Source organism: Myroides sp. 1354, assembly GCF_030324495.1.
Taxonomy (GTDB): domain Bacteria; phylum Bacteroidota; class Bacteroidia; order Flavobacteriales; family Flavobacteriaceae; genus Flavobacterium.
In genome coordinates, this window is the sequence record NZ_JACAGN010000008.1 from 120,073 (window position 1) to 141,199 (window position 21,127).

Consider the following 21,127-nt stretch of genomic DNA (forward strand, 5'->3'; position numbering starts at 1 on the left):
TAGTACAAGCCTCTTTTTAGAGGCTTTTCTTTTTATATGGAAAAGGTAGTCGGCGCTTTAGTAAACATATTTAGTTTATGCTCCATGCAATCAGCCTTGCATTGGGTGCATAATCTTTTTGCCACTCCGCGAAAAGGAAAACTCAAGCCTCAACAGCTTCCTGTATTTTTGCAACAAGCACAGCTAGACTTCTTTTGGTATAAAAATGAGAAAGTCTATACCTATCAATGGAACAAAGAGGCTACAGATAAACCTTTGCTTTTACTCATTCACGGCTGGGAGAGTAATAGTGGGCGTTGGGAAGAATTGTATACTTATCTAGGAAATCAATTTCGATTTGTTGCTGTAGATGCGCCTAGTTTAGGAATGAGTTATGGTAAAAATTTAAGTGTAAAAAATTACCAAGATGTCATAGACCTGGCTTTGATTACCTTCAAACCTCAATTTGTTATCGGACATTCACTAGGTGCATTTGCTCTTTTTCAACAATTAAGCGAAGGAGATTATCCTTGGATTAAAAAGGCCGTCATCATGGGAGCCTTTGATCGGTTTGAGGTAATTTTATCCCATTACTATAACCTATTGGGATACTCTAAACGCGTAAGAGAAGCTTACCACAACTATATTGAACACCTAATCAATAAACCTTTATATAACTATTGTAGTACAGAAGCTGTCAAGTTCGTCGAGATCCCTATTTTGTGTATACACGATCGCCACGATCCCCAAGTGTCTTATGAAGAAGCAGAAAGCTTTCATCAGGCTTTGATGCACAAAAAGAACTTAGTCGTTTCCACAACAAACCTCGGACATAGCCTACAAGATGAAGCTGTTTTTAAAACAATTCAAGCGTTTTTTAGCTAGAACGTATTTCTTTTTATAAGTAACGAAATTTATTATTTACTTTTGCGCTATGGAAAATCAAGAAACGCGTTTAAATAAATATTTATCAGAAGTTGGCTTTTGCTCTAGAAGAGAAGCGGACCGATTAATCGAAGAAGGACGCATTACAGTCAATGGAAAAATACCCGAATTGGGATTGAAGGTTACGGATGCAGATGAAATTCGGGTGAATGGCAAACTAATTCGTCAAACCGATGAAGACTTTGTTTATTTAGCTTTTAATAAACCAGTAGGGATTGAATGTACCACCAATAAGAAAGTAAGAGATAATATTGTAGATTATATTAATTACCCCAAGCGCATTTTTCCTGTGGGACGTTTGGATAAAGACAGTGAAGGCTTAATCATCATGACCAATGATGGAGATATTGTCAATAAAATCTTGCGCCAAAAGAACAACCACGAAAAAGAATATATTGTTACGGTTAATAAACCCATTACCGATCGCTTTATTCAGCGTATGGGATTAGGTGTACCTATCCTAGACACAATCACCAAAGAATGTAGAGTGGAACGCATCAGTCGATTTGTATTCCGTATCTTTCTAACCCAAGGATTGAATAGACAAATTCGACGTATGTGTGAGTATTTTGATTATGACGTAGTTGCGTTGAAACGCATTCGAATTATCAATATTAGCCTGGATGTCCCAGTTGGACAATATCGCGAAATTACCCCAGTAGAATTAGCCGAATTAAATCGCTTAATCGAACCTTCAAGTAAAACAGAAGAAGCAAGTAGACTACAAGAAGAAGTTGGTCAAAATAATCAACAAACTGAATATAACGCCCAACAAGGCGAGCGAAGACCCAAGAAAAAGTTCGACCGAGAGCGAAACAATTCCAAAAAAGCAGGTCCAACCTTGCGAAATGAACGAATTTCAAGAAGAAGAGAGAATTAATTATTTAATTCTCTTTTTTTGTTTTTACCTATCACATCCTTAAAATTCCCTTTCTTTTTTCTGTTTTTTTTTAATTCCGAGGATCATACAGTCCGAATATCTCGCACACTAAAAATAGCTTATTTAAATTTAGACTAAATTATTTTTATATATGTTAAAAAAGTCTATATATTTGCTTCTGTTTATAATAAGTCTAAATAAAAATATAGCTGTAATTTGCTACAATATCATTAGTCAATGAGAAAATTTCTACTACTAACAGCATGTGTTTTAGGTTCTTTATGTGGGACATATGCGCAACATAAACCTACTGTTATTTCAGGTGTCATACAAGATGAAAAGGGAAGTCCCATCGATTTTGCTACGGTTGTATTGGTTGATACTAAGAAAAGTGATCTAACGAATGAACAAGGGGAGTTTAAATTAAAAATGGGTACAGGAGGTACCTATAAGCTACAAATCCAACATATAAGTTATGAAACTACTTCAATGGTCGTGAAAGTAGAAGAAGGGGAGCAGTTGAGAAAACGCATAACACTAAAAGCCAAAGCGTCGATTTTAGATGATGTTGTTTTAAAGGTAAAAAGTCCCGTTGAAAAAGTGAGAGAGTCTGCTTATAATGTGATTGCGATTGACGCGAAACCACTGTATAACTCTTCTTTGGATGTTTCAGGTGCACTAGATCGTGTTTCGGGAGTGAAAGTGAGAAGAGATGGAGCCGAAGGTTCTGATTATACGTTTTCAATGAACGGTTTCAGCGGACGTCATATTCGATTTTTTATTGACGGTGTTCCGATGGAGGGTTTTGGAAGTGAGTTTAAAATCAACAATCTCCCGATTACCATGGTGGATCGAATTGAAGTGTACAAAGGGGTTGTTCCAGTTGAATTTGGATCGGATGCTTTAGGGGGAGCCGTTAATATCATCACCAATAAAGCAAAAGAAACAAAGATTGACGCTTCTTTTGCTATGGGGTCATTCAATACCTATAAAAGTCACTTGAATGTCAGTAAAGTATTTGACAACGGCATGACGTTTCAGGTGAATGCCTTTCAAAATTATTCCGATAATAATTACAAAGTCTACGTACCTGTAGCTAATTTAAAAACAGGAGTATATTCTAAAGAAAAACAATTGGTTAAACGATTCAATGATCGCTTTCAAACCGCGACAGTTGTCACCAAAGTAGGAGTGATAGATAAATCATATGCCGATCGTTTGTTAATTGGATTTACCTATGGTGAAGGAAAGAAAGGGGTACAGACCGGAACGATTATGGAAAAGGTGTTTGGTCAGAAAAAGCGTCGTTCTGTGACCATCATGCCCTCTTTAGAATACAGTAAACGCAATTTATTCACAGATGGATTGGATGTCGCAATAACATCAACGTACAATGCAGGGTACAATCAAAATATCGACACCTCGAGATATAAATACAATTGGGCAGGAGAGCGCATCAAAACAATGAAAAAAGGAGAGTCTGGAGGAGGACCTTCTTTAGTGAAGTTTTTTGATCACAATGGATCAACTACAGCCAATGTGAGCTATAAAGTAAATGATAAACATGCTTTTAGTTTAAATAATGTCATTTATTATTTCAACAGAAAAACAGAGGATCCACTAGCAGTCAAAGAAACGGAAAGTGAGAAGAAAAGCGAAACAACACGTAGAAGCTTAAAGAATATTACGGCTTTATCTTATCGATACAACATACTCGATAATTTCAATGTATCTGTATTCGGAAAACATTATTCCATCAAACATACTTATTTAAGTGAAAGTACGAGTGTGGATAAAAGTGGATATGGAATCGCGGCCACTTATTTATGGAAAGATTTTCAAGTAAAATCCTCTTTTGAAAAAACCTATCGTTTACCTACAGACAGTGAATTATTTGGTGATGGAGATATGGTATGGGGAAATACGGATCTAAAACCAGAAGCAGGAAATAATTACAACTTCAATTTGAGTTATTCCAAAGTATTGGATCAAGTGCACGCCGTTTTTGCAGATGCTGGATTTGTATACCGAAAAACAGAGGATTACATCCGCAGTAATCCCTATGGATCAGGTTCTAGAGCTTCTAGTGTGAATATTGGTGGAGTGGAAAGCATTGGTTTAAATGTTGAAGCCCGTTATGTATACAACGATTTCTTGCAATTAGGTGGAAGTTTAACTACACAGAGTATTCGCAGTAAACAGAAATACGCTATCGGAACCAATGTGGCCAATTCCTATTACAATGAACGCATTCCCAATGAACCTTATTTCTTCGGAGCTCTTGATGCAGGACTTCTCTTCAAGGATTTGATTCAAAAAGGCAATAATTTAAATGTAGGATACAACCTGAGATACATTGATCACTATAGCTACGACTTTAGTAGTATTGGGGCAGAACCCATTTGGATTCCCTCTCAAGTGGTACACGACATAAGTGCTTCGTATAGCTTATTCAACAATGCCTTACACCTTACGGTAGAAGCCAATAATCTATTCGACAAATTAGCCTATGATAATTATAGCTTCCAAAAACCAGGAAGAAGCTTCATGTTTAAAATACGCTATAGCTATTAATCTAAAAATAATAATAATCTATAATATAAATAAAATGAAAAAAAGAGTTCTATCTACCGTGGTATTAGCTTTTTTAGTTAGTGCATTTACTTTGACAAGCTGTTCAAGTGACGATAATTCAAAACCAGGAGGAAATGATGATGATGAAATCATTGATGATGGGGAAAGAAATAAGGAGGATTTAATAGGAACAAAATATATTCTGGGGGCAAGTGCTTCAAAAACAAACTTATTGTTAGAAGTAGATGATTTAAAGCAAGGATCAATTAGTGTAAGAGGAAATGGTCAAGTTGCTTTAGGAAAAAACATTTATATGTTTAAAGATTTACGCGCTTATGTTTTCGAATATAGAAAAGGAGATCCTTCGGGAATGCAAAGCTGGATGTTGAACAAAGATCTGCGTTTACAACAGAATACTTTAGTTGATTTACCAAATAGAGAGGAGTTCATTACACCATTTGGACGATTCATGATTTCTACTACTGGAGGAATTGAATTGGAAAATGGAAAGAAAGGACAAGCCTTCAACTTTATTAATGGAGTGACAGGAGGAATTGAATTTACTTCATTTGTCAATGTAGAAAATATAGCAGAAGCGGGTGAATATGCCAACTTTGCTGGTCTAGAAGACATTGGAAATGACCGATTCGTTATGGCTATTGAACCTTTTAAAATCACTGCAAATAGTGAGGATGATAATACTTCAGCATTCAGAGATCGCGTTTGGTTGGCTATTTTTAAATTGGATATGTCACAAGCTCCTGAAAACAGAGTCGTATTGGAAAATGTAGTAAAAGATGACCGCATGAGTTTTGCGGTAGCTCGTTATCGATCAAGTCGTGTATCTACAATTGGAAAAGGAGAAAATGGAGATATTTACGTATTCTCACCTTCTGCTATGATTAGCAAAGACAAAGGAGCCTTCTCTACGAAACCTTCGGCTGTATTGAAATTCGATAAAAATACCTTGAAATTCGATTCTTCTTATTACCACAACTTAGAAGCAAAATCTGGAGGACATAAAGTGTATAAGGTATATGCTGTTGGTAAAGATCAGTTTATCTTGAATATGTTTGCCAATACAGATCAATCGTGGAACATGGCTCCTGCCAATAAGTTAGCTTTATTCAATGCTAAAACTGGTGATTTTAAATGGATTGAAGGTCTTGATGCTCCTGAAGCAATTGCTGAAATAGGAACACCTTATGTAGAAGGAAATGATGTATTCGTACCGATTACAGCTTCTGCTAAATCATATGTGTATTTGTTAAATAGAACCACAGCAACCTTTACAAAAGGACTTGAAATCAAAGATCTAGGTGATGGTACAGTGGGGAATGTTGTGAAAATCAACGCGTATAAATAATTTATTTATTGTTATTCATTTGTAATTAGTTAGCTAAAAGAGCTTAAACATCATTTGTTTAAGCTCTTTTTCTATTTTGGATATTCAATATAAGCTTTCAATAAATTCCACAAGGTCACGATAATATTACTACTGCTTTCGGTAGTTGATTCGAGATTGCTTTTCTTTCTCCCCCTGAAGGGAATCACCTCCATTGGCGTGTAAAGTGTGCCTTTTACTTCGTTCGGATTGATAAAAGTGGCATCATATAAAACAGGCTGATCTCTTGAAAAAGATGATAAAACAAAACCGTTTTCTGTCAAAATTCCTTCGAAACCTTGGTAATAATAACCAGAAGCTACTAAAGTTGAATCTGTTTTATAGAGTTGTAGCTGACTGAGTTTTTGATATAAACCAAGATTAGGACTTGTAGAATCTGCTTTAAACACAAATTCCCAATCACCTGTTGGATTAGTAGCGCTTGGTTTTTTTACTGGCGTAAAACGTGGCTCATTGCTTTGTTGGGCCCTAAATGGAATCTCATGTTGGAGATTTGTATTTTCATTTCGATATACCCCTTTAATTTTTTTATTTTCAAAGACTCCCTTTAAATTTACTTCTCCAAAATAGTCTAATTTAACGCTGATGCTATCATTTACTATCTCGACGATATCTTTTTGATTTTTACCAGGACCGTCAACAAAACGCACCCGAAAACCATAAATATTCAATGGAACAGTGTCTAAATGAAAAATGATCGGAACTTCTCGATCTTGAATTCGAAAATGAGCTTTCCATCGGTTAGGAGAAGTTGATTGGTCTTCATTCCAAAGGTGATCTGTGCATCCCCAAGTAACTAATACAAAAAAGAAAAATAAAATAGTTTTTTTCATTGTTTATACTCCTATAAGTAAAGCAAGATACGAGATTCTTTTTCCTTCTCAAATGATTGAATAACAGATAGAAGAATAACTACTACCGTTATTCTTTATACGCTTTGGCAGTTGCAAAATCCAAATAAAAATGAATCTCTTTTCCTGCTGTGTTCGCTTGACTCACCCAACCTGAAGTATCAATATAGCTGAAGATAATATCGGTTAAATTTTTTTTCGTTTTGTAGTTGTAAATGACATATTGACGATCTTCCTTTGCTAATGCTAATAAACCTTGTTCTATATCCAGCCAGTATAAATCGCGATAAATGGGCTGAAGCTCCCATTGCTTGGTTTGGGTGTTCCACAAACCATAGCGATTGCTTTGTCCTTCTTGTTTGAGCGTAATTTTAAATAAATGAGAAAAACCTTTGTACTTTGTCACCGCCTCTAAAGACCAATTTGGTGGAATTTGATCGGTTGAAATGAGTTCCGTTGGTTGAGGTCTTTGTACGCGTGAAAGAGCATCGACAACGAAAAAATCGGGAGCGTCAATACGATCCAAAAGGGTACCATCTAAAGCCAAATATTTCCATTGAAATTTCCAATTCTCATAATCAAAAACACCCAAGATAAAATAGGGATAATCGGGAACCGTATTGATGTAACTCACTTTTTGCAGATAAGCGAGATCTGCCTCATTTTGCGTTTTAATTTTTTTCGGAAAAACCCGATCAAATAAAGGTTCAATCCAATACTCTTTCGTCTTTGCATTAAAGAGTATTTCCGGAATCTCAGAATAGTATCTGCTTTTGTTAACTTCTGTAAGTAGAAGTTCTTTGCCATTGACTTCAAGTGTTAGTTGATTGGTAGCCTCCAAGTGTTCGAGAATAGGTATTTTGCTCTCGAGTGAAAGAATAGCAAATTGGGAACCGTTTTGCTGTAAAAGCTTATTCGGTTCAAACCAGTGAATAATGTTGTTTTTTTGTTTGCTTAAGCGTTGTCCTTTTTTTTTGTATAGGGTCTTGTTAAAGATAAAGTGATCAGCATTCAGAGACGCGATATACGTGGGAAGTGACGCTTTATCACTCAATGACTCCGCAAAGAGTACTTGACCTGTTTCTAGGATGTAAACTTCAAATTTTTGGCGCTGTACTTCCGTTTTTAACCCCGAAAAAATATTCCATTCCCATTCCCAAAAACGCGAGTTTTTCGCGTAGCTTTTTCGGGTGTATACAACCGTGAGTTGATCATCTAAAACTTGAAGGGATAGATAGCGGTCCGCAAAGGGAACTACAATTTTTCCCATTTTATTGATAATAGCTGATTGCCCTTTTTCATTTGATACAACAGCGTAACCCGTTGATGTGAATAGGTCTGCAGTAGCAAAAGGAGTTGAAATCACGGGAGTAGTATGGGAATCAACGTAAATATAGGTATGATTTTTGGTGAGATATGGATAAAGCTCTTGGTTTACTTGTAGACTAACTAAGTTCTCTTTAGTTGGATGACAACCTAAAAAAGAAAAAATACCAAATAGGAATAAAGATAAGTGCATGAGAACTTTATTTTAGGTGAGTATACGAATATACTTCATTTGCTTTTTTTTATCCTCCCTATAATTAGGGGTTTTTCTGAAAACACCTCAAAGAGAGGAAATAGAAGTAAATAAATGATTTTTGTAGAAAGTATACGTCGTTATAATTGTTAAAAAATAAAAATAGTGTGATGTATTATCTGTAAAATAAGATTTTATATTTGAAATTTTCAGTTAAATTTGTTATAATATTTAGAACTCCTTTACGTATGAAATACGATTTGTCGACTATTCGCTTTTTTGTTTTAATTGCAGCTATTCTTTTAGGAGGTGCTACATGGGCGAAGAATAAGAAAACCACACAGACCCCTGAAAAAGTTGAGGCTGTTCAACCTGCATTTATTGTATTAGAAAAAACCCCAGTAATCGTGATGCACGATACATTGTTTAATGTATATGGAAATATTGGGTCTTTTACTTCTAAACAAAGAGCGAAATCCATCGAAAGAAAGATTGCAACTTTAGTGGATAACTATCTGTTTGAAAGAGATTCGATTAAATTAGTGGATACAGGTAATTATCTCAATCTGATGTATGAGAATGAGATTTTGATGAGTGTGGATACGATTCAAGCTACACAAGAAAATAAAACCAAAATTCAAGCGGCACAGTATTATAAGCTAAAAATTATTGAATCAGTTGAAGAACAACAACACAGTATGAGTTGGCAACAAGTGTTGTTGCAAATAGCGGGAACGATTGGGATTATTATCGCTGAAATATTTATTATCAAATACATTTACTATTGGTATAGAAGAGCTAAGGTGATGATTTGGAAGCAGCGTGGAAAGAAAATTAAAGGCATGTTTGGTATTATCGATGACCATAGAGCTATGCTAACAACAATTTCCATGGCGAAAGTTGTGCGTTTCTTTATTGTTTTAATCTTTTTGTATTTTGGATTATTAGCCATCTTTAAATTATTTCCATTTACGAAACACATCTCCGATCAATTGTTGGATTATGTAATGTCACCATTAAAAGCTGTAGGTAGAAGCGTCAAAGCTTATATGCCAAAGTTATTTACCATTTTGGTGATTGTATTTATCTTTAGATATGTACAAAAATTTGTACGTTCTCTAGCAGAAAAAATTGCCAATAATAAAATTACCCTAAAAGGTTTTTATCCCGATTGGGCTTTTCCTACCTATAATATTATCAGTGGATTGATGTTTATCTTCATGTTCATTTTGATATTCCCTTATTTACCTAATTCAGATTCGGAAATTTTTAAAGGAGTTTCGGTTTTTGCGGGTATCGTTGTTTCTCTAGGATCAACTTCCGTTATTGGTAACTTGGTAGCTGGACTTGTGATTACTTATATGCGACCGTTTAAAATAGGAGATCGCATTAAACTAGGGGAGTATACCGGAGATGTTTTGGAAAAAACAGCTTTGGTTACGCGTATTAAAACGCCTAAAAATGAGATTATTACCATACCGAATTCCAATATTATGTCGGCGCATACCGTCAATTATTCTCAATCAGCTAAAGAACACGGACTAATTCTACATACAAGTATTGCTGTTGGTTATGATGTGCCTTGGCAAAAAGTTCACGAAATGCTATATGAAGTAGCCAATCGCACAGAACACGTGTTGAAACGTCAAAAACCATTTATTCTACAAGATCAATTTAGAGATTTTTATGTGGATTATCAGTTGAATGTATACATCAAAGAAGCAAAATTAACCGCTAAAATTTATTCTGATTTGCGTCAACATGCTCAAGATGTTTTTGCAGAAAATAATATCGAAATGGCATCCCCACATTTTATTGTGAGTCGAAATGTAGATGGAAATCACACAACCGTTCCGCCTAAATATGTGAAATAGTTAGCCGTTAACGGTTATCGGTTAACCGAAGATATGCAAGTAAAAGAAGAACCATTCCTTTGTAGGAGTGGTTTTTTTTGATGTATAGGGCGGTTTATTTTTACTTCAGGTAGAAAATAATCGGTTAACAATTTATATTTCAGCGTTCACTGATGAAAAAAAATAGTTAAATAAATTGTTTACTTACTAATTAGTAAGTAATATTGTTTCGTTATTAAATCAAGAATTATGTCGGGCACTAGAGAACGTATTTTAGAATTAGGAGAAGAATTAATCTTAACTAAAGGATATAATGGTTTTAGCTATCAAGATATTTCTACGGCTTTGGGGATAAAAAATGCAGCAATACACTATTATTTTGCGAGCAAAGAAAACTTGGGGACGAGTATTGTCAAAACAAATATTCAGCGTTTTGAAGAGATGATGGCGAACATGGAAGCCTTACAATTTGACCCCGAAAAAAAAATAGAGACTTTTATTAAAATCTATATTAAAAGTCAAAGAGAGCGAAAACTTTGTATTGTTGGTGCTTTGTCTACAGATATTGAGACGTTGTTTCCAACTACACAAGTAGAGGTAACGAAAATTGTTGATTTAATCGTAAATTGGTTAACTGGAGTTCTGATTGAAGGAAAGAAGCAAGGGGTTTTTCAGTTTGAAGAAGAAGAAAAACAACGCGCTTTTGTAATCTTGTCAAGCTTGGTGGCTAGTTTACAATTGGCAAGAGTAAATAAGTATGTCGATTACAAAGGATATTGTTATTCTCTTGTAGAACAGTTGAAAGAGCAATAGTTCGTTTGTATATCGATTGGTGAATTTTTTTTAACCTGATTACTTACTTATTAGTAAGTATAAAAAAATATAAAATTATGAAGAGAGTTGTTATTACAGGTTTAGGTGCAATCACCCCCCTAGGAAATAATGTAGAAACATTTTGGAACAATGCGATTCAAGGAAAAAGTGGAGCGGCATTGATTACGCATTTTGATGCGACTAACTTTAAAACCAAATTTGCTTGTGAAGTAAAAGCATTTGATCCTTTGCTTTATTTTACCAAACCCGAAGCAAGAAAAATGGACTTATTTACTCAATATGCTATAGCAGCAAGTGAAGAATGTATCAGGGATGCTCAATTGAATTGGGATCTAATTAATCGTCATCGTTTTGGGGCTATTATCGCTACAGGAATTGGTGGGTTGGAAACCTTAGAAGAAGAGATATTGAATTTTGGAAAAGACACAACTCAACCTCGTTTTAACCCCTTTTTTATTACCAAGATGATTTCGAATATGGCAGCTGGGCAAATTTCTATTCGTTATGGTTTAAAGGGAATTAGTTATGCTGTAGCTTCAGCTTGTGCTGCATCAAATAACGCAATAGGCAGTGCTTTTGATGCAATTCGCTTAGGAAGAGCGGATTTAATCTTAGCAGGTGGGACGGAAGCTACCATTTGTCAATCGGCTATTGCTGGATTTAATGCGATGAAAGCGTTATCTACAGCGAATGAAAATCCAGATCAAGCGTCCCGTCCATTTGACGCCCATCGAACAGGATTTGTAGCTGGTGAAGGAGCAGGTATTTTATTGTTGGAAGAATTAGAACACGCTCAAAAAAGAGGAGCGAAGATTTACTGTGAACTGGTGGGGTATGGCTCAGCTTCTGATGCGTATCACGTGGCAGCAACACATCCTGAAGGGGAAGGTGCAATTGCAGCGATGCAACAAGCATTAACTGACGCGGGACTGCAAGCTCAGGAAATAGATTATATTAACGCTCATGCAACTTCTACACCTGTTGGTGATATCAGTGAATGTAAAGCAATAGAGCATCTATTTAAAGGTCATCTTACACAGTTGAATGTTAGTGCCACTAAATCTATGACAGGCCATCTACTCGGTGCAGCTGGTGCAATCGAATCCATTTTGTGTATTAAGAGTATAATGGAGGGAATCATACCCCCTACGATTAATTTAACTACGCTGGATCCAACAATTAGCGAGGATTTAAATTTAACGCCTAATCTGGCTCAACATAAAACGGTTAAGGTGGCTATGAATAATACTTTTGGCTTTGGAGGACATACATCCAGTATTATTTTTAAGAAACTAGAAGTAAATTCTTTGTGATTTTTGAAGATAGAGAGTTGGTGAGATGATGGTTTAAAAACGACTAATCTTATTTAGGAATATTCAACATCTCTCTTCTTTATCTTATTAGGTTTATATTTTAGTTTAAAAAGTCACTTCGTTTTATTAAGCACAGGACCCTGTGCCCCTACGTTTCGATTTTCACTGCGTTTCGATTTCCTCTCTCCTCTCTCTATATAAAGAGGAATAAGTAGTTTTTAGTATACCCATTAATTTATAAGAATAATTTTATTAAATTAGTAACAAACAAAACAACTATGACTACAATTATTGAAACAGAACGCTTGATTATTCGTGAAATAACAAAAGAAGATGCCAAGGGAATTTACGACCTAGACAGCGATGAACGCGTAGTAAAATACGTGGGAAGCCTGGTCATTACTTCAATGGAAGAAGCAAATGAAATTATAGCATTCATTCAAAAGCAATACAGTGATTTTGGTGTGGGGCGATGGGCTATTATCGAAAAGAATACGGGAGAGTTTATCGGTTGGTGTGGATTTAAGCTTGTTGAAAATGGATTAAATGGTCTGCGTGAGTACTTAGATTTAGCGTATCGCTTTCGCTTTGATGCTTGGGGAAAAGGATATGCAACGGAGGCTGCACTAGCGTGCTTAGATTATGCTGCGAATCACTTTCAACAACATCCTATTTTTGCCGTTTCAGAAGTTGAAAATGAAAGTTCTAAACGCGTTTTAGGTAAAATTGGCTTTCACGCAGCTTATACTTTTGATTTAGATGGAGTTGATCACTATTGGTATATGAGAGAGTAAAGAAAAAGATTCCTTACGTTAAAGTATAAGAGTAGCACTTCTTATTTAAAGAATCTAGTTTACCTTTGTTTTTTAATGACGTGAACGGTGAAAAATTTTCTTTTCTTGCTTATTGCTATTGTTAGTGAGGTAATTGCAACTAGTGCCTTAAAGGCTTCCCATGAGTTTACCAAAATTGTTCCAAGCGTAATTACAGTGACGATGTATGCTGTGGCTTTTTATTTCCTAAGTTTGACACTCCGTACAATCCCCGTGGGAATTGCCTACGCTATTTGGTCGGGGATAGGTATTGTATTGGTAACAGTAGTTGCCATTCTAGTGTATGGTCAAAAACCCGATTTACCTGCAATTATCGGTATGGCTTTTATTGTATTAGGTGTCGTTATTATCAATTTTGTTTTCTAAAATGAATGCACATTAAATGAAAATTGATTTTAACACCATTGCTTATTTACAGCAAGGATCAAAAGTTCAACAACAAGTATATCACACCTTAACTTCCCATCGGATTTTAGAGCTATTGGCTGCTTTTAATCCTGTCGTTGTCGGAACATTTCCTTTGGATATTGCCATTGAAACGAGTGATATTGATATTGCTTGTCAATTGGAAGATGTTGAGGTGTTTCAATCAATTGTTCAAAATCATTTCGGTAGTTGTACTGGATTTTCGGATCTTGTATTTGAAATGCGAAAGCAACAAACCTATGTTGCAAATTTTGTACTTGATGATTTTCCAATTGAATTGTTTGCACAAGCGATCCCAGTAAGTGCACAGTATGGCTACCGTCATATGTTGATAGAGGATGAGATATTACGGGAACAAGGGCCTATTTTTAAAGCCCAAATCATTGCACTAAAACGCGAAGGAATTAAAACGGAACCCGCTTTTGCAAAACTATTGGGATTGAAAGGTGATCCCTATGAAAACCTACTTCTATACGGTACAAAAAAAACTTAATTTACAAGGGGAATAAGATCTCCTCTAAATTGTAAAGGCGTTTGTTTGACGTGCTTTTTGAATAAGCGCGAAAAGTACGTGTGATCTTCATATCCCAATTCAAAGGCAATCTCCTTTACCGATTTGGTTGTATAGTATAACAGTCGTTTTGCTTCATCAATAATTGATTTCTTCAACCAATAACTCACGGTTTGTCCTGTTGTTTTTTTGACACAATCATTTAAATGTGCAGGGGTAATAAACAACAAATCAGCAAAATAGGAGGGTTGTTTTAAATGTGTTTGCGTCGTAATTAATCGTTTGAATTTAGACGTAATAACGTTGGATTGATTGATTGCCGAAACTTCCGGTACTCGAGTGGTTTCTTTATAAAGCGAACTAATTTTATAGATAATTGCCTGAAATAATCCATTGGTTATTTCTGTTGTATACTCTTCTTTCTGCGTTTCATATTTCGTCAATAGATGAATTGTTTCGAGTAAGGTTTGACAAGTTTGCGTTTCCAGGGAAATGCGCTGTTGCGTATTCGGTAAATTGAAAAGTAGATAAGTCAATTCATCGGGAATTCGAAAATCTTGGATACTTAGAAAATGAGCAAAAAAATCACCGCTATATTCCTCTATCGTGTGAATTTGATAAGGCTTGATTAAAAACAAATCTCTGGCGTGAAGTTCATGAGATTGCAATTCACAATTAATGCGAAAAGTGCCATGGAGTACAAGAATGAAAACATAGTAATCATCTCGATGCGTTAATCCTACAATATCTTCTTCTAAGGTTTGTGGAGCTAATTCTTTCAAAAAAACACCATTTTTTACCGATTTATCTTGACTATAGGTTATAATTTCTTGATTGTAAGACATATGTTGTTTTATTTTGTCTGACAAATATAGTGAATTATTTAGAATCTTTATAAATAGATAAAAATGAAAGATAAAAAAAGCCTATCTGCAAGAGATAGGCTCGGATATAAATAGAATGTAAGTTCGATTATATGGCTGCTACAATGGCTGCAAAATCAGCGGCTACTAAAGCAGCTCCTCCAATTAAACCTCCATCAACGTCTGGTTTTGAGAAAATCTCTTTGGCATTACTAGGCTTAACACTACCTCCATATAGAATAGCGGTGTTTTCAGCTACCGTTTTGTCGTATTGACGCTCAATTTCTTGACGAATAAAAGCGTGAATTTCTTGTGCTTGTTCTGGTGTTGCTGTTTCTCCAGTTCCAATCGCCCATACAGGCTCATAGGCAATTACAATATTTTCCCATTGTGCTTTGGTTAAATGGAAGAGTCCGTCTCTCAACTGATTGAAAATAACGTTGAGATACTGTTTGTTCTCGCGGTCTTTTAATTCTTCTCCAATACAGTAAATTACGCGCATATTATGTCTTAATGCAGTATTCACTTTATCTGCTAAGATAGCATCTGTTTCTTTAAAGTAATGTCTGCGCTCCGAGTGTCCGATAATTACGGTTTCAACACCAACACTCAACAACATTTGAGCAGAAATCTCTCCTGTAAAAGCACCACCTTCTGCTTGGTGCATATTTTGAGCTGCCACTTGAATGTTTGTTCCTTCTAGGTGATCTACAGCACTAGCTAAGTTCGTAAAAGTAGGAGCAACAATAACCTCTACTTCTTTACCTGTAGGCAATAGTTCAATTAATTCATCTAATAGTACATGGGTTTCTGAAAGATTCTTGTGCATCTTCCAGTTTCCAGCAACAATTGAGTGTCTCATAATTATTGTATTGTATTTAATAAGGCTTTTATCTCTTCAAAGTTTTTCTCTGTCGCATTAAAAAGCTCAATTTTTCCTTCTTTATTTAGTACCATATAACGGGGAATCCAATTTAATTGGATCGCTTGACCAAAAGTTCCTTTCATGCGTTTCTCATCGTTAAGGTGAAATTGTTCTCCTTCAATGCCATATTTTTCAATTGCTTCTTTCCATGCTTCGGGTGTTTTATCCAACGATAAATTCACAAAAACAACTTCTGGAAATGCAGCTTTGATTTTTTTCATTTCAGGTACTGCCTTGATACAATCTGGACACCAAGCCGCCCATACGTCAATTAAAATGTTTTTACCTGCATATTGTGCTAGTATTTCCTGGAAGGTAATTGCACTTCCATCTAATTTGTGAAATACTTGTGTCAAAGCCTCTGGTGCAAATTTTGTGTTATCTACACTTGCTTCTTCTGGTGTAGAAGTGGTCGGTGTAGGTTCTTCTGTTGAAATAACTTCCAACTTCTCTGTTTGTTGCTTACAAGCTGTTGCTGTTAAAGCAAGTATAGAAAGGGCAATAAAAATTTTCTTCATAATGGATCGATATTTATTCGTTTAGCTTTATTCGAGGGTCTAAATAAGCATAGATCAAATCTACTAAAATTGTTAGGATTACGAAAGCGGTAGCTATAGTAAGTACAGCTCCCATGATAATAGGAAGATCTAATGTGTTTAGGGCTTCTACAATTTCTTTGCCTAAACCATTCCAACCAAAAATATATTCAACAAAAACCGCGCCAGCTAACATGGAGGCAAACCAACCAGAAAGGGCAGTTACAACAGGATTCAGTGCATTTTTTAACGCGTGTTTGTAGATGACTTGAGTCATGCTCATTCCTTTTGCTTTGGCTGTTCGAATATAATCTAAACTCAATACGTCTAATAAGGAATTGCGCATAAGCTGAATAACAACAGATAATGGACGAATTCCCAATACTATAGCGGGGAGAATGATGTTTTTTAATGCCAAGTAACGACCATCACCATAATCATCAACTTCATATAAACTACCCGTCATAGGGAGTTGTGTATAGGTGTGTAAAAGGTAACCAAAAATCCACGCGAACAAAATCGCACTAAAGAAAGAAGGAATACTCATCCCAAATGTACTGACAACGGAAATGAAACGATCCAACCACGTATTGACATAGAGGGCAGAAATAACACCCAAAAATACCCCTATAAAAAGGGCAATTCCAATCGCTACTGTGGCTAATAATACTGTATTAGGCAGTGTTTCAGCCAAAATACTACTGACCGTTTTTCCATTTTTTTGAAAACTCTCTCTTAAATAAGGTACTTTGAGCATCACCTCCGTTTGCCCCATGGTAAGTAAAACAAGACCGTTGTACTTATTTGCATGCCTAAAACTGTAGTCTTCAGCTTGCGTACTATGGAAAGAAATAGGGGATAAGTCATTCAAATACAATATATATTGTTTGCTTATCGGTTGATCAAATCCATATTTCTTTTTGATGGCTAACAGTTGTTCTGCACTTTCATTCTGATCCAGCATCATACGCGCAGGATCACCTGGTAAAATGGTAAATAAAAAGAAAACTACACTTACTACTCCCCAAAGGGTTAGCAAGGCATAACACATTTTTTTGATGAAATAAGTCAGCAAGATTTCTTTATTTTAAGGTAACCTGATTGCGATCTTTCCAGTGTTTCTTTTCCACAATAACTCCTTTTTCTAACACGACAATACTTGGATTAGCTCTTTCTATAGTTTTTAGCGTTGTCGCATCTGAAGTATAGTAGATAAAAGGCAATTCATATTTTTTAATTACCCCATCGATAATTGCATTGCTTGAAGCTGTTAGTCCCGCAACGACATAACCTTTGACAATTGCTTTGTTTGCAAAGTCTTTCATCGCTTGTAAGCCTTCAGCATCTGCGCGTTCTAGGTCGTATGAAATAATCCAAATTAACTTAGGTTCTTGTAACATTTGTTCTAAGTGTTCTTCACCATCTAAATCCATCGTTAAATCGTGAATTGCAGGTTGGTATCCTTCACTCAATTGAATGTCTTCTCTGCGAACAAATTCCGCTCCTTCTGGAATATTCCCTAATTCTTTATCTGTGAATTTCTCTTCTTTACCATTAACATTATAATAAAAGGTCATTTGATACTCTGCTTTAGGAGCATCTTCAGGAATTTCCATTCCCTTTTGAATATCAGTTCCTACTTTATAGGCTCTAAAATCCTTTAAAGGCAAGTGATTTAAAACCCAATATCCCATAAAACAACATAAAACAACAGTAATCATCATAATGAGATTATTGGTTTTTGCCTGAAAAATAGGTTGAATAAACGATTTGAATTTAATGAGAATAAGAATGAGAATCAATAAAACAATGTCTTTGGTAAACGATCCCCAAGGGGTTAAAGGAACAGCATCTCCAAAACAACCACAATCTGTTACTTTATTGAAATAGGCCGAATAAAACGTCAAGAAAGTAAAGAATACAATCATTAAAAATAACAACGTCAACGTCAATTTACGCATGAATCCCAGTAACAAAGCAACACCTAAAATCACTTCTGCAATCACTAATACAACTGCTAGTGAAAGGGCATAAGGCGTTAAAAAAGGCAAGTTTAAAACTGCTTCCGAGAAATATTCCTCCAATTTAAAAGAGAAACCTGTAGGATCATTCAGTTTTACTAAACCGGATAAAATAAATAATACGCCTACAAAAATGCGCGACAGTTGCGTGATAATTTTCATAATTAGTGGTTGATGGTTATTTATTCGTTTATTAGTTCAAGGTGAATCAACGCGAATACCGCATAGTTCAACATATCTTGATAATTAGCCTCAATACCTTCAGAAGCTAGTGTTTTTCCTTTATTATCCTCGATTTGCTTTACGCGAAGTAACTTCTGTAAAATCAAATCCGTTAGCGAACTAACGCGTAGATCACGCCAAGCTTCTCCGTAATCGTGGTTTTTGTTTTCCATTAATGTTTTGGTTTCCAAGACGTGCTTGTCGTATAGTTTTTCTACCTCTTCAGCTGTTAAGTCCGGGTATTTTCCTACGCCAATTTCAGCATTGATTAAGGCCATTACACAGTAATTGATAATGCCGATAAACTCAGGAACTTCTCCTTCGTCAACCTTGCGTACCGTATTTTCTTGAATACTTCTCAAGCGTTGAGCCTTGATATAAATTTGATCAGTTAATGAACTCAAACGCATGATACGCCAAGCACATCCATAATCGTGCATCTTTTTTTGGAATAACGATTTGCAAATAGCAATTACCTGATCATATTGTATAGAAGTAGTACTCATTTAAACTATATTTGTAATGGATTATTTTTCAAAAATACTAATAATACTATGGTGGTGAAAATAATGTTACACCTTTTGGAAAATTAAATATAAATAAAAATAAGATAAAATATTGAATTGTGCTGTATGACAATAAATTGTAAGGGAGAATTAATTGATTTATCTACGCCTCGAATTATGGGGATTCTGAATGTTACTCCGAATTCTTTTTACGATGGGGGCAAATACAAAACAGATATTGATTTTTTGAATCAAACGGAAAAGATGCTTGTGGATGGTGCAGATTTCATTGATTTAGGAGCGTATTCCTCTAAACCCAGTGCCGAATTTGTCAGTGAAGAAGAAGAAATCCGACGGTTAGTAAGTGTAGTGTCTTTACTCGTTAAACAATTTCCAACGATAAAAATATCCATTGATACTTTTCGAGCCAAAGTAGCTAAAGAGGCTATTGAAGCAGGAGGAGCCCTTATTAATGATATTGCTGCAGGTTTATTAGACGAACAGATGATTGAGGTAGTAGGACAATTACAAGTTCCTTATATTATGATGCATATGAGGGGAAATCCCCAAACCATGCAAAGTATGACAACATACGATGATCTACTTGTGGATATGCGCTACTATTTTTCTGAGCGATTAGCACAAGCTAGAGCAGCTAAAATCAATGATGTTATCTTAGACCCAGGGTTTGGCTTTGCTAAGACGATGCAGCAAAATTATGAGTTGATGGCTAAATTAGAACATTTTCACTGTTTTGAATTGCCTTTACTCGTAGGAATATCCCGTAAATCAATGCTGTATAAACTCCTGGATTGTACACCTCAAGAAGCTTTAAACGGAACAAGTGTATTAAATACCATCGCTTTGCAAAAAGGCGCGCAAATCTTGCGTGTACATGACGTAAAAGAAGCAAATGAAGTTAGAAAAATTTTAAACCAATTGATGATATGAGAAAATTACTGTTTGTATTACCCTTGCTTTGCTTGTTTATGAGCTGTGATAAGAAAGAAATGAAATTAGCACGTGCTGCCTATATTGTTGAAGAAGGAATTGACGATCACTCGCCAATTTATATCGAATACGCAGAGGATGGAATTCACCCTCATTTGAACGATAATAATAAAATAGGAGGAACTAATTTTATCTTTCATATTGAGAGAGAACTCAATGCAAAAGAAGTATTGGAAATTGTGTCGGGAATTAAAAATAAAAAATACGACAAAGCGAATTTACATCTGGATGAGAAAGGTGTTTTTTACAGTTATGCAGATACATTAAACAAACACTTGTCTTTTTTTCCTTTTAAATCGCTTGATTACGTTTTTGAACGTCCAACTTCTACAGATAATTTACTCTATGTAAATGCTTCAAATGATGTGTTTTTTGAAGGAAAAGCCATAGAGCGAAATCAAGTGGCAACTGCAACACAAGGAAAAGATAGTTTGCAATTGGGGTTCAGTAAAGAATTGGATTTCGAAAAGTATTTGCAAATGCGAATCTTATTAGAAGAACTAAAAATTAGCAATCAATTTGTAAAACAAGATCGCATTTACTAAACTATTGATGATGATAAGGCTCATTGCGCAAAATCGTAAATCCGCGATAGAGCTGTTCAATAATAAACAAGCGAATCATTTGATGGGAAAATGTCATTTTTGAAAGTGATATTTTCCCTTTCGCGTTTTTATAGACTTCTTCTGAAAACCCGTAAGGACCACCTATGACGAAGACCAAGGTTTTGATGCCTGCATTCATCCTCTTTTGTAATTCATCCGCAAAACCTACACTCGTGAATTCTTTTCCTTTTTCATCGAGTAAAATTAAGAAATCGGAAGGGCCGATTTTGCTTAAAATCAATTCTCCTTCTTTCTGTTTTTGCTGAGCTTCAGATAAATTTTTAGCATTCTTGATATCCGCAATAATTTCCATGTCGAAATTGACGTAAAAAGACAAACGCTTCATGTAATCATTCATTAAGGTTTGCAGTTCTTTATTGTCTGTTTTGCCGATAGCTAGTAGTTTGATGTTCATCTAAAAAAATATTGATTCGGGGCAAAGGTAGTATTTTCTTGTCATGCGAAAAAGAAGGAAGTAAAACAAACAAAGCTACCGGTGAGGATAGCTTTGTTTT

At 35.4% G+C, this 21,127-nt stretch carries 20 protein-coding genes and 1 pseudogene; 12 read left to right on the plus strand and 9 right to left on the minus strand.

Annotated elements, in window-relative coordinates:
• Positions 1 to 36: 36 nt before the first annotated feature.
• The 4 genes from HX004_RS10380 to HX004_RS10395 all read left to right on the plus strand — a co-directional run bounded on the left by HX004_RS10380 (position 37) and on the right by HX004_RS10395 (position 5,744).
• A complete protein-coding gene (locus tag HX004_RS10380; protein ID WP_286442422.1) occupies positions 37 to 864 on the plus strand; it encodes an alpha/beta hydrolase in 828 nt (275 codons plus the stop codon).
• A gap of 49 nt (positions 865 to 913) precedes the next feature.
• Entirely contained in the window at positions 914 to 1,804 is an 891-nt protein-coding gene (rluF, locus tag HX004_RS10385; RefSeq protein ID WP_286442423.1) for a 23S rRNA pseudouridine(2604) synthase RluF, read from the plus strand.
• A gap of 237 nt (positions 1,805 to 2,041) precedes the next feature.
• Positions 2,042 to 4,378 (plus strand): TonB-dependent receptor, encoded by a 2,337-nt coding sequence (locus HX004_RS10390; RefSeq protein WP_286442424.1) that lies wholly within the window; start codon positions 2,042 to 2,044, stop codon positions 4,376 to 4,378.
• Positions 4,379 to 4,412: 34 nt separating this feature from the next.
• Complete coding sequence (locus HX004_RS10395; RefSeq protein ID WP_286442425.1) at positions 4,413 to 5,744, plus strand: DUF4374 domain-containing protein; 1,332 nt, start codon at positions 4,413 to 4,415, stop codon at positions 5,742 to 5,744.
• 71 nt (positions 5,745 to 5,815) lie between these two features.
• Here HX004_RS10395 and HX004_RS10400 read toward each other — a convergent pair whose 3' ends face one another.
• The gene (locus HX004_RS10400) at positions 5,816 to 6,616 is read right to left on the minus strand and encodes a hypothetical protein (RefSeq protein WP_286442426.1); all 801 of its coding nucleotides are present in this window, start codon (positions 6,614 to 6,616) and stop codon (positions 5,816 to 5,818) included.
• Between the two features lie 88 nt (positions 6,617 to 6,704).
• Complete coding sequence (locus HX004_RS10405) at positions 6,705 to 8,153, minus strand: hypothetical protein (protein WP_286442427.1); 1,449 nt, start codon at positions 8,151 to 8,153, stop codon at positions 6,705 to 6,707.
• A 248-nt stretch (positions 8,154 to 8,401) separates the two neighbouring features.
• On the opposite strand from HX004_RS10405, the gene HX004_RS10410 reads away from it, so the two are divergent.
• The 6 genes and pseudogenes from HX004_RS10410 (at position 8,402) to HX004_RS10435 (ending at position 13,905) form a co-directional block, all read left to right on the plus strand.
• Positions 8,402 to 10,027 carry a mechanosensitive ion channel family protein gene (locus HX004_RS10410; protein WP_286442428.1) on the plus strand — a complete coding sequence of 542 codons (1,626 nt, stop codon included), beginning with the start codon at positions 8,402 to 8,404 and terminating at the stop codon, positions 10,025 to 10,027.
• Positions 10,028 to 10,255: 228 nt separating this feature from the next.
• The gene (locus HX004_RS10415; protein ID WP_286442429.1) at positions 10,256 to 10,819 is read left to right on the plus strand and encodes a TetR/AcrR family transcriptional regulator; all 564 of its coding nucleotides are present in this window, start codon (positions 10,256 to 10,258) and stop codon (positions 10,817 to 10,819) included.
• Between the two features lie 77 nt (positions 10,820 to 10,896).
• The gene (gene fabF / locus HX004_RS10420; protein WP_286442430.1) at positions 10,897 to 12,153 is read left to right on the plus strand and encodes a beta-ketoacyl-ACP synthase II; all 1,257 of its coding nucleotides are present in this window, start codon (positions 10,897 to 10,899) and stop codon (positions 12,151 to 12,153) included.
• Between the two features lie 278 nt (positions 12,154 to 12,431).
• Complete coding sequence (locus HX004_RS10425) at positions 12,432 to 12,947, plus strand: GNAT family N-acetyltransferase (protein ID WP_286442431.1); 516 nt, start codon at positions 12,432 to 12,434, stop codon at positions 12,945 to 12,947.
• An 87-nt stretch (positions 12,948 to 13,034) separates the two neighbouring features.
• Positions 13,035 to 13,368 (plus strand): annotated as a pseudogene (locus HX004_RS10430) (DMT family transporter).
• Positions 13,369 to 13,905: a DUF4269 domain-containing protein gene (locus HX004_RS10435; RefSeq protein WP_286442432.1), complete on the plus strand. Its 537-nt coding sequence runs from the start codon at positions 13,369 to 13,371 to the stop codon at positions 13,903 to 13,905. It abuts the pseudogene before it with no gap.
• Here HX004_RS10435 and HX004_RS10440 read toward each other — a convergent pair.
• The 6 genes from HX004_RS10440 to HX004_RS10465 all read right to left on the minus strand — a co-directional run bounded on the left by HX004_RS10440 (position 13,902) and on the right by HX004_RS10465 (position 18,996).
• Complete coding sequence (locus tag HX004_RS10440; protein WP_286442433.1) at positions 13,902 to 14,768, minus strand: AraC family transcriptional regulator; 867 nt, start codon at positions 14,766 to 14,768, stop codon at positions 13,902 to 13,904. The genes HX004_RS10435 and HX004_RS10440 overlap by 4 nt on opposite strands.
• A gap of 127 nt (positions 14,769 to 14,895) precedes the next feature.
• Positions 14,896 to 15,648: a triose-phosphate isomerase gene (gene tpiA, locus HX004_RS10445; protein WP_286442434.1), complete on the minus strand. Its 753-nt coding sequence runs from the start codon at positions 15,646 to 15,648 to the stop codon at positions 14,896 to 14,898.
• 2 nt (positions 15,649 to 15,650) lie between these two features.
• Positions 15,651 to 16,229 carry a TlpA family protein disulfide reductase gene (locus tag HX004_RS10450; RefSeq protein ID WP_286442435.1) on the minus strand — a complete coding sequence of 193 codons (579 nt, stop codon included), beginning with the start codon at positions 16,227 to 16,229 and terminating at the stop codon, positions 15,651 to 15,653.
• Between the two features lie 13 nt (positions 16,230 to 16,242).
• Positions 16,243 to 17,322, minus strand: coding sequence for an ABC transporter permease (locus tag HX004_RS10455; RefSeq protein WP_286442436.1), 1,080 nt, complete (start codon positions 17,320 to 17,322; stop codon positions 16,243 to 16,245).
• Between the two features lie 7 nt (positions 17,323 to 17,329).
• Entirely contained in the window at positions 17,330 to 18,430 is a 1,101-nt protein-coding gene (locus HX004_RS10460) for a BT_3928 family protein (RefSeq protein ID WP_286442437.1), read from the minus strand.
• Between the two features lie 20 nt (positions 18,431 to 18,450).
• Complete coding sequence (locus HX004_RS10465) at positions 18,451 to 18,996, minus strand: DUF1599 domain-containing protein (RefSeq protein ID WP_286442438.1); 546 nt, start codon at positions 18,994 to 18,996, stop codon at positions 18,451 to 18,453.
• Between the two features lie 126 nt (positions 18,997 to 19,122).
• Here HX004_RS10465 and folP point away from each other — a divergent pair, with 126 nt between their 5' ends.
• Together folP and HX004_RS10475 are read left to right on the plus strand one after the other, a co-directional pair.
• On the plus strand, positions 19,123 to 19,947 hold the full coding sequence (folP, locus tag HX004_RS10470; protein ID WP_286442439.1) for a dihydropteroate synthase: 825 nt from the start codon (positions 19,123 to 19,125) through the stop codon (positions 19,945 to 19,947).
• A complete protein-coding gene (locus HX004_RS10475; protein ID WP_286442440.1) occupies positions 19,944 to 20,552 on the plus strand; it encodes a hypothetical protein in 609 nt (202 codons plus the stop codon). Before folP ends, HX004_RS10475 begins: the two co-directional genes overlap by 4 nt.
• A gap of 1 nt (position 20,553) precedes the next feature.
• Here the strand turns inward: HX004_RS10475 and rlmH are convergent, their stop codons facing one another.
• The gene (rlmH, locus tag HX004_RS10480; protein WP_286442441.1) at positions 20,554 to 21,027 is read right to left on the minus strand and encodes a 23S rRNA (pseudouridine(1915)-N(3))-methyltransferase RlmH; all 474 of its coding nucleotides are present in this window, start codon (positions 21,025 to 21,027) and stop codon (positions 20,554 to 20,556) included.
• Positions 21,028 to 21,127: the final 100 nt, after the last annotated feature.

Coding starts and splice junctions, on each gene's coding strand:
- HX004_RS10395 (WP_286442425.1), top strand. CDS start 4,413: ATGAAAAAAAGAGTTCTATCTACCGTGGTATTAGCTTTTTTAGTTAGT.
- tpiA (WP_286442434.1), bottom strand. CDS start 15,648: ATGAGACACTCAATTGTTGCTGGAAACTGGAAGATGCACAAGAATCTT.
- HX004_RS10475 (WP_286442440.1), top strand. CDS start 19,944: ATGAGAAAATTACTGTTTGTATTACCCTTGCTTTGCTTGTTTATGAGC.
- HX004_RS10450 (WP_286442435.1), bottom strand. CDS start 16,229: ATGAAGAAAATTTTTATTGCCCTTTCTATACTTGCTTTAACAGCAACA.
- rluF (WP_286442423.1), top strand. CDS start 914: ATGGAAAATCAAGAAACGCGTTTAAATAAATATTTATCAGAAGTTGGC.
- folP (WP_286442439.1), top strand. CDS start 19,123: ATGACAATAAATTGTAAGGGAGAATTAATTGATTTATCTACGCCTCGA.
- HX004_RS10435 (WP_286442432.1), top strand. CDS start 13,369: ATGAAAATTGATTTTAACACCATTGCTTATTTACAGCAAGGATCAAAA.
- rlmH (WP_286442441.1), bottom strand. CDS start 21,027: ATGAACATCAAACTACTAGCTATCGGCAAAACAGACAATAAAGAACTG.
- HX004_RS10415 (WP_286442429.1), top strand. CDS start 10,256: ATGTCGGGCACTAGAGAACGTATTTTAGAATTAGGAGAAGAATTAATC.
- HX004_RS10460 (WP_286442437.1), bottom strand. CDS start 18,430: ATGAAAATTATCACGCAACTGTCGCGCATTTTTGTAGGCGTATTATTT.
- HX004_RS10380 (WP_286442422.1), top strand. CDS start 37: ATGGAAAAGGTAGTCGGCGCTTTAGTAAACATATTTAGTTTATGCTCC.
- fabF (WP_286442430.1), top strand. CDS start 10,897: ATGAAGAGAGTTGTTATTACAGGTTTAGGTGCAATCACCCCCCTAGGA.
- HX004_RS10410 (WP_286442428.1), top strand. CDS start 8,402: ATGAAATACGATTTGTCGACTATTCGCTTTTTTGTTTTAATTGCAGCT.
- HX004_RS10390 (WP_286442424.1), top strand. CDS start 2,042: ATGAGAAAATTTCTACTACTAACAGCATGTGTTTTAGGTTCTTTATGT.
- HX004_RS10425 (WP_286442431.1), top strand. CDS start 12,432: ATGACTACAATTATTGAAACAGAACGCTTGATTATTCGTGAAATAACA.
- HX004_RS10400 (WP_286442426.1), bottom strand. CDS start 6,616: ATGAAAAAAACTATTTTATTTTTCTTTTTTGTATTAGTTACTTGGGGA.
- HX004_RS10440 (WP_286442433.1), bottom strand. CDS start 14,768: ATGTCTTACAATCAAGAAATTATAACCTATAGTCAAGATAAATCGGTA.
- HX004_RS10465 (WP_286442438.1), bottom strand. CDS start 18,996: ATGAGTACTACTTCTATACAATATGATCAGGTAATTGCTATTTGCAAA.
- HX004_RS10405 (WP_286442427.1), bottom strand. CDS start 8,153: ATGCACTTATCTTTATTCCTATTTGGTATTTTTTCTTTTTTAGGTTGT.